The 6,745-nt window shown below is 62.0% G+C and carries 6 protein-coding genes; 2 read left to right on the top strand and 4 right to left on the bottom strand.

Annotated features, from left to right (window positions below):
• Positions 1–139: 139 nt before the first annotated feature.
• On the top strand, positions 140–1,027 hold the full coding sequence (locus tag RMO15_RS21490) for an MFS transporter (RefSeq protein WP_309716940.1): 888 nt from the start codon (positions 140–142) through the stop codon (positions 1,025–1,027).
• 11 nt (positions 1,028–1,038) lie between these two features.
• On the opposite strand, the gene RMO15_RS21485 is transcribed toward RMO15_RS21490, so the two are convergent.
• The 4 genes from RMO15_RS21485 to RMO15_RS21470 all read right to left on the bottom strand — a co-directional run bounded on the left by RMO15_RS21485 (position 1,039) and on the right by RMO15_RS21470 (position 4,761).
• A complete protein-coding gene (locus RMO15_RS21485; protein ID WP_309716937.1) occupies positions 1,039–1,848 on the bottom strand; it encodes a M48 family metalloprotease in 810 nt (269 codons plus the stop codon).
• 51 nt (positions 1,849–1,899) lie between these two features.
• The gene (locus RMO15_RS21480) at positions 1,900–2,697 is read right to left on the bottom strand and encodes a hypothetical protein (protein WP_309716934.1); all 798 of its coding nucleotides are present in this window, start codon (positions 2,695–2,697) and stop codon (positions 1,900–1,902) included.
• Positions 2,698–2,763: 66 nt separating this feature from the next.
• The gene (locus RMO15_RS21475) at positions 2,764–4,032 is read right to left on the bottom strand and encodes a nucleotide disphospho-sugar-binding domain-containing protein (RefSeq protein ID WP_309716931.1); all 1,269 of its coding nucleotides are present in this window, start codon (positions 4,030–4,032) and stop codon (positions 2,764–2,766) included.
• Positions 4,033–4,062: 30 nt separating this feature from the next.
• Positions 4,063–4,761 carry a spondin domain-containing protein gene (locus tag RMO15_RS21470; RefSeq protein WP_309716928.1) on the bottom strand — a complete coding sequence of 233 codons (699 nt, stop codon included), beginning with the start codon at positions 4,759–4,761 and terminating at the stop codon, positions 4,063–4,065.
• 87 nt (positions 4,762–4,848) lie between these two features.
• Between RMO15_RS21470 and RMO15_RS21465 the strand changes: the two genes are divergently transcribed.
• Positions 4,849–6,738 carry a YjhG/YagF family D-xylonate dehydratase gene (locus RMO15_RS21465; RefSeq protein WP_309716925.1) on the top strand — a complete coding sequence of 630 codons (1,890 nt, stop codon included), beginning with the start codon at positions 4,849–4,851 and terminating at the stop codon, positions 6,736–6,738.
• Positions 6,739–6,745: the final 7 nt, after the last annotated feature.

Here is a 6,745-nt window from a genome sequence, read left to right as displayed (position 1 = left end):
GGGTCAAGTTTTGCGTCATGTGACTGCCTTAAACCTTTTGCAACAACGTATTCTTAAACTGCTGGATTCTTTGCCAGAGGTGTACATTCGCCTGGTGGAGCAATCTGTTTTACCGCCACAAAAAATGAGCGAACCATGAGTGATAAGTCGAGTGGTCGCGGGGCTGGCCGCCGCCAATGTCGCTCTTGCCCAGGCCGAAGTCGCCGCACTCCATGACGAAAGCGAGCGTCCTGCCGCGCTTGGACGACTCAGTGCTGCCACAACAGGCGGACTGATTCTAGGGCCAGCGGTCGGCGGCTGGCTCTCACATTTCGGTGAGAGCTTCCTTCTGGGCATCACTGCCGCGAGCCTGTCGGCACTTGCGGCACTTGCTCTCGCTCTGGTGATCCCCAACCGTGTGCCCTCACAAGCAAAGGCATCTGAGGCGGCAAAGCCACGCGCAAGGCTTGCTCTTCTGCGTGAGATTCCATCACTCGGGAGCCTCTTCGCTCTCGCAGCAACGGCTTGGTTCGCACTGGCGTGTTTAGAAGGGACATTCGGGCGTCTGATCCACCAGCGCCTCGGCTATGGCCCTCGTGAGTACGGAATGGTCTTCGGCTACGAGGCGCTTCTGACTGTCTTGATTCAGGCCTTTCTGCTTGGCAAGCTCACCAAGCATCTCTCTCCCGTGAACTTGCTGCGGATCGGCTACGGGCTTCAAGGAGTCGGGCTGGGACTAACCCCATTCGCACCAAACCTTGCGTGGCTTTTTGCCTACAGTACGCTCTACGCCATCGGTGCGGGTGTCGCGAACCCGACGATAAATGCACGGTGTAGCGCTGTCACTCCCTCAGATCGCCAAGGGGAGATGTTCGGCCTACTTCAAGGAGCCCGCTCCGTGGGGTTCCTGCTTGGCCCACTGCTCGGTGGCATCCTCTTCGACTGGCGACCCGATACTCCGTATTTACTCGCCGCGGGTGTCATGATTATTGCGGCGATGCTGGGACAAATAGCAGCTCCCTCGCAAAAGACAGCAGCCAGCAAGTAGCTTCCGCAAGGCTACCGCTCTAGGCCGGCGGGGATACCGCTGGCGAACTGCTGCTCGATAGCGGCTTTGATGTGCTCGATGCGGTTTCCAGGGTTGGGGTGCGTGCTGAAAAACTCGGGCGTGCGGCCCCCACCGCCCGCCTGCGCGAGGGTTTCCATCACCCCAATCATGGCGCGGGGATCGTAGCCCGCTTGGGGGAGAAACCGCACGCCCAGCTGATCCGACTCCAGCTCGTCGTTGCGCCCATACTTCATGTTGACGGTCGAGGCAACCATCTGCGCCATCTGGCCCACTGCCGCGCTCTGTCTAGGATTGTTGGGATCGTAGGAAGCCACGCCTGCCGCCCCGACGAAGCCCTGTAAGGCCTGCTGCTTGGCAAGCTGCTGCGCCCCATGCCGCCCGACCACGTGCCCGATCTCATGGCCCAGCACGCCCGCGAGCTCGCCCTCGGTGTGGAGCTTTCGTAGGAGCGCCTCGGTGATAAAGACCTGACCTCCGGGGAGCGCAAAGGCATTGACAGTTTTCTGATCCGCCAGCAGATGGAACTGGAACTTGTAGGGCGAGTTCTTCACGGCGGCGCGAACGATGCGCTCTCCCACTTCCTCGACCTTGGCCACGGCGGCTCGGTCGCGGCTCTCCCCGCCGTACTGTGCCGCAACTTCAGGAGCCGATTGCAGCCCAATGGCAATCTCTTGATCGGTCGTCATGGCGAGGTGCTGCACCTTGCCCGTGAACTCGTTGTTGCTACGGTTGCCTGCGTAGCTGATCATGGTGACAACGACAATGATAAAAGCGATCATTAGTTGCGGAGAGCGTCTCATAGTGTCTATTTTACCAGAGCCGAGAAAGCTGCTCCGCTCGTGACCAACACACTACCGGATCCTAGGCATGAAAATGTCCTGATTCTTCACGTGTCCCGATATAGCGACTCGCTGTATCGGCTCCCTAGACACAACGACGCCCTGTGTACGGGGCACCGCCACAAAACGCTCCGCGCTCTGCTTGGAGCTGACAGGAAGGGTCTCGCGTTGCGTTCGTAGGGTGCCGTCGGAATCATGACGGGACCTATCAGGAAGAGACACCAGCTTGCCACGAAGCGCAGGCTCCTGAAAGTAAAGCATGTGGTCGTAGTCTTCCTCAAGGTGAACAGCACCATCGTGGATATGGAGCGTGGGGAAGAAGAGAGTACCAGGATGGCGGGTATCGAACTCCAGAGCCATCGGGTGCACTCGCGCCTTCGCTTTGCTGGGTGTGCGAAGCTGGAAGACGGCAAAGCCCCAGTCCTGATAGGCCGGTAGCGCCTCCCAGACGGTCTTGGGGAGCACAAAGCGCGAATCGAGCCGGTCAAAGTCGGCGATGCGAGGGACGAAGCTGGCAACAAACTCCCCGACACTCTCCACAGGCAGTGTCTGGGGAAGAGCCATCCCGCCGCCCACCCCACCCATGCCACCACCGCCCATGCCAGCGTGCCCGGTGGGGAAACCACGTCGCATGTCATCAAAGAAGCGGGGGTAGCTCGCAAAGTTTAAAAAACGAACGACGGACCGCACCGGCAGCGGCAGCACCATTGCATTGGGGCCGTCCGAGGCGAAGGTCATCTGGTAGACCAGAAACTGTGTCCCCAGGCCCGAGAGCCGGGCAAATATCTCGGTGTTAGAAACGTGACGCACCGGTTGCGAAAAACAGCACATAATGTTATCCTCCGCTCTCTTGGAGTTTGCAAAATCGGCAAGGCTTCAATTTTTGATCAGCCGCTCGATGGCCTCGCAGGCACGGGCGACGCCATTTTCTTGCTGGAGCTGCTCGCCCACACGGCGGCAGCGCTCTTGTAGCGTGGTATCCGCCAGGAGTGGCTGGAGCGCGGCGGCAAGCGTCTGGGCGGTGCAGGAATCGCGGTAGACGGTCTTGCCTAGCCCGGCGCGGGTGATGCGGGCGGCGTGGTCGGGCTGGTCGTGGGCGAACGGGACAATGACCTGCGGCTTGCCCGCTCTGAGCGCCTGCCCCGTGGTGCCCACCCCGCCCTGGTGGACGTTGACGGCGGCTCGTGGCATCAGAAGCGAGTGCGGCGCATACGGCACGGCGAGAATGCTCGGCGGGAGATTCGGGGGCACGGGCTGGTCGCGCCCCGTGAGCAAGACAGCGCGAGCCCCGAGTGCCTTGGTTGCCTTTACCGCCTCCTCGAAGAAACTGCCCGCCGTCATCACGGCGGAGCTCCCCAGCGTAAAGACAATCGGCGGCTCGCCCGTAGCTAAAAACGCCTCCAGCTCCGCTGAGAGTGCCGCGTCTTTCCCCTCCAGCGAGTCGTAGAAAACAAAGCCAGTCTGGACGGTATTTTCTGGCCAGTCGGGCTGGGGAGCCCCCAGTGCGGAGGAGAATAGCGCGAGGGTTCCGAGCGGCGAGAACTGCCCCTCAATCAACGGGTGCTTTTTGCTGGGGGGAAGGCCCAGCTCCGCACGGAGCGTGTCCACGGGCCGCAGCCACGGGCGGGTCATGCGCCACCCGAGGCGATAGGCCGCTCGCACGAGTGGTTTGGGGAGCTGTGCAAAACCTTGCCAGCGCGGGGTGGTGGGCGGGATGCACGGATCGCTCACCGAGAAAAAGACAATCGGCTGGAGCACGACGGACAGAAAGGGCAGGCCCGTTTTCTCGGCGAGCAACGGGCCGGGGAAGACAATCGTGTGGCTGATCAGCAGCTCAGCTCCCTCGCAAGCAGCCTCCAGATCGGCGTAGGTGTCGCGCAGGGCAGGCATCGTCCACTCGTCCATGACGGCGCGGGTGCCCTTGCGCGCATCCATGACCTTGGCAGCTAGCTCACTGGCTTTGTCCGGGGTGGGTGCATCGGGCCGGAGCGACGCAAACCGCAAGCCCGCCGCCTCCACTTTGCTCTTGTAGATCGGGCACGATGCCAGAGTCACCTCATGCCCCCGCGCCTTCAGCCCCAAGCCCATCGCCAGAAACGGGTGTAAGTCGCCAAATGAGCCGAGCGTGGCAAGAACGATGCGCATAAAACTCCTTGGCCCAGTGTACTACACCTGTCAAGGCACAGGTGTTATCGTCACACGGGCGACGGGAATCTGGCTTGCGGAAATTGTGCTACTGTTCCAGTTCCAGGAGAGCGGGGCATCGCCGCGCCCGGTGATGCCTTCATGCAGCCGAATCCGTCCACCTTCTGGGTCGCGGCTATCTCCTGCTCCCAGTGCGCCAATGAAGCCGCGCCGCTCATTATTGACCTCCGTGCCCGCGTCCAGCCCATAAAGCTCGTAGGACTGCGTGCCCGCCTGCTCAAAGAGATTGATGCTATCTTGCCCACCAAAGCCATCATTGGTGCGCTCCAGCATCCAGGCGTGCGAAAAATACGGGTGGGTGGCGTCCACCGAGACACGCACCGTCACGGATCTGCCGGGCTGAAGCGGTGAGGAGAGCGGCGTTTCCAGAGACAGCACACTCGCTCCGACCAAAGGCCGCAAGGTATTGATCGCCTCCGTGCGGTTACCCGTCTCCGCGATATTCTGAATTCCCAGCGACGCAACACCGCCTAGCTGCCAGAGCTGTGTTGCGCCATCGTGTGTGGTAAAAACCGGCGGCGAAAACGGCTGCCCGCTATTGCTCTCCGTGCTGGTAAGGTTCTGAAGCGTAATATCAAACTGCCGCGTCCCCGTCGAATTAGGCGCAGAGGAGCCCGAGCCACAGCCCGCCGCGACGAGGCTGAGAAAAAGAAGTGTGTAGCGTTTCATGGTTCCCTGATAACCATTCAAGCCACGAAAAAGTTCAACGGCTCTAGGTGGCAGGGCATTTCAATGCCTGGCGGGTAAAATGCCTGTGTGATTAATAGCGATGATATCTACGATGTGGCGACGAAAGCCGCCGGGCCGGTAGGAGAACTACCCCTTACGGAAGAGATGCTGCGGGATCGCCCGTCTGGGGATCTCTTTGGGCTCTCGATGAACGCGGGGATGGGATGGGAGCCCTCGAAGGTGGTGGGGCGGGAGTTTCTGGTGCTCTCGACCCTGGGGGGGATGCGCGGCGAGGATGGCAAGCCGATTGCGCTGGGCTACCACACGGGGCACTGGGAAGTTGGCTTGCAGGTGCGGGAGTGCGCCGAGGAGCTGGCACTGCGGGGCGCGATCCCGTTTGCGGGCTTTGTCTCCGACCCCTGCGATGGCCGTAGCCAGGGCACGACCGGGATGTTCGACTCGCTGCCCTACCGCAACGATGCCGCGATTGTTTTAAGGCGGCTCATTCGTAGTTTACCAACCCGGCGTGGGGTGATCGGGGTCGCCACTTGCGATAAAGGGCTCCCCGCGATGCTGATGGCCATTGCCGGGATGCGCGACCTGCCCTGCGCGATTGTGCCCGGCGGCGTGACGCTTCCTCCCGAAAACGGTGAGGATGCCGGGAAAGTGCAGACCATCGGGGCGCGTTTTTCTCATGGACTCATCACACTCAAGGAGGCCGCCGAGGCGGGCTGCCGTGCCTGTGCAACCCCCGGCGGCGGCTGTCAGTTCTTCGGCACGGCGGCAACGGCCCAAGCGGTCTCCGAGGCGCTCGGACTGACCGTTCCCCACGCCGCGCTCGCGCCTAGTGGGCAGAAGATCTGGTTCGACATCGCCACCCGCACCGCCAACGCGATGCTCGCGCTCGATGCCAACGGCGTGAAGGGCCGCGATATCCTCACCGACAAAAGTATCGAGAACGCCATGCTGGTGCATGCGGCCTGTGGCGGCTCGACCAACTTGTTGCTACACATTCCCGCCATTGCCCATGCCGCCAAGCTCAAGCGCCCGAGCGTAGACGACTGGATTCGTGTCAACCGCTCCGTGCCGCGCCTCGTGGACGTGCTCCCCAACGGCCCCAATGACCACCCGACCGTGCGGATGTATCTGGCGGGCGGCGTCCCGGAAGTGATGCTCCATCTGCGCAATTTAGGGCTACTGCACCTAGACTGTCTGACGGTAAACGGCAAGACCATCGGCGAGAACCTGGCCGAGTGGGAGACCAGCGAGCGGCGCGAGAAGCTCCGGCAAGTCCTGCGCGACAAAGACGGCGTAGACCCCGACGACGTGATCTCCGACCCGGAGCACGCCCGCAAGAAGGGCCTCACGAGCACGGTCTGCTTCCCCATGGGAAATCTTGCGCCCGAGGGAAGCGTGATAAAAGCAACGAGCATCCATCCGTCGGTGGTGGGCGAGGACGGTGTGTATCGAAAGACCGGCCCCGCCAAAGTCTTCACCAGTGAGCGCGACGCCATTGCGGCGATCAAGGGCGGGAAAATAGTCGCGGGCGATGTGATTGTTTTAACCTGTCGTGGGCCGCTCGGGACGGGCATGGAGGAGACCTACCAGCTCACCAGCGCCCTGAAGTTCCTGCCCTTTGGCAAGGAAGTCGCGCTCATCACCGACGCACGGTTTAGCGGCGTCTCCACTGGTGCCTGCATCGGCCACATCGGCCCCGAGGCACTTGCAGGCGGCCCCATCGGCAAGGTGCGCGACGGCGACACGATCGAGATTATCGTGGATCGCGTGAACCTCACCGCCTCCGTGAACTTAATCTCCGACCCCGACTTCGCCACCCGTCCCCTCAGAGACGACCTCGCCCCCGACCCCCAGCTCCCCGACGACACCCGCCTCTGGGCCGCCCTCGTCACGGCATCCGGTGGCCTCTGGGGCGGCTGCGTCTACGACACCGAGAGCATCCTCGCCAAGCTAAAGTAAAATGCCC

Origin of the sequence: Armatimonas sp. (assembly GCF_031410135.1) — a bacterium.
GTDB lineage: Bacteria > Armatimonadota > Armatimonadia > Armatimonadales > Armatimonadaceae > Armatimonas.
Note: the sequence above shows the minus strand (reverse complement) of the source record. Positions and strands in the feature narration are given on the sequence as shown.

What these genes read in the sequence shown, in the direction of transcription:
- RMO15_RS21485 (WP_309716937.1), bottom strand. Translation starts at nt 1,848, where the DNA reads ATGAGACGCTCTCCGCAACTAATGATCGCTTTTATCATTGTCGTTGTC.
- RMO15_RS21475 (WP_309716931.1), bottom strand. Translation starts at nt 4,032, where the DNA reads ATGCGCATCGTTCTTGCCACGCTCGGCTCATTTGGCGACTTACACCCG.
- RMO15_RS21470 (WP_309716928.1), bottom strand. Translation starts at nt 4,761, where the DNA reads ATGAAACGCTACACACTTCTTTTTCTCAGCCTCGTCGCGGCGGGCTGT.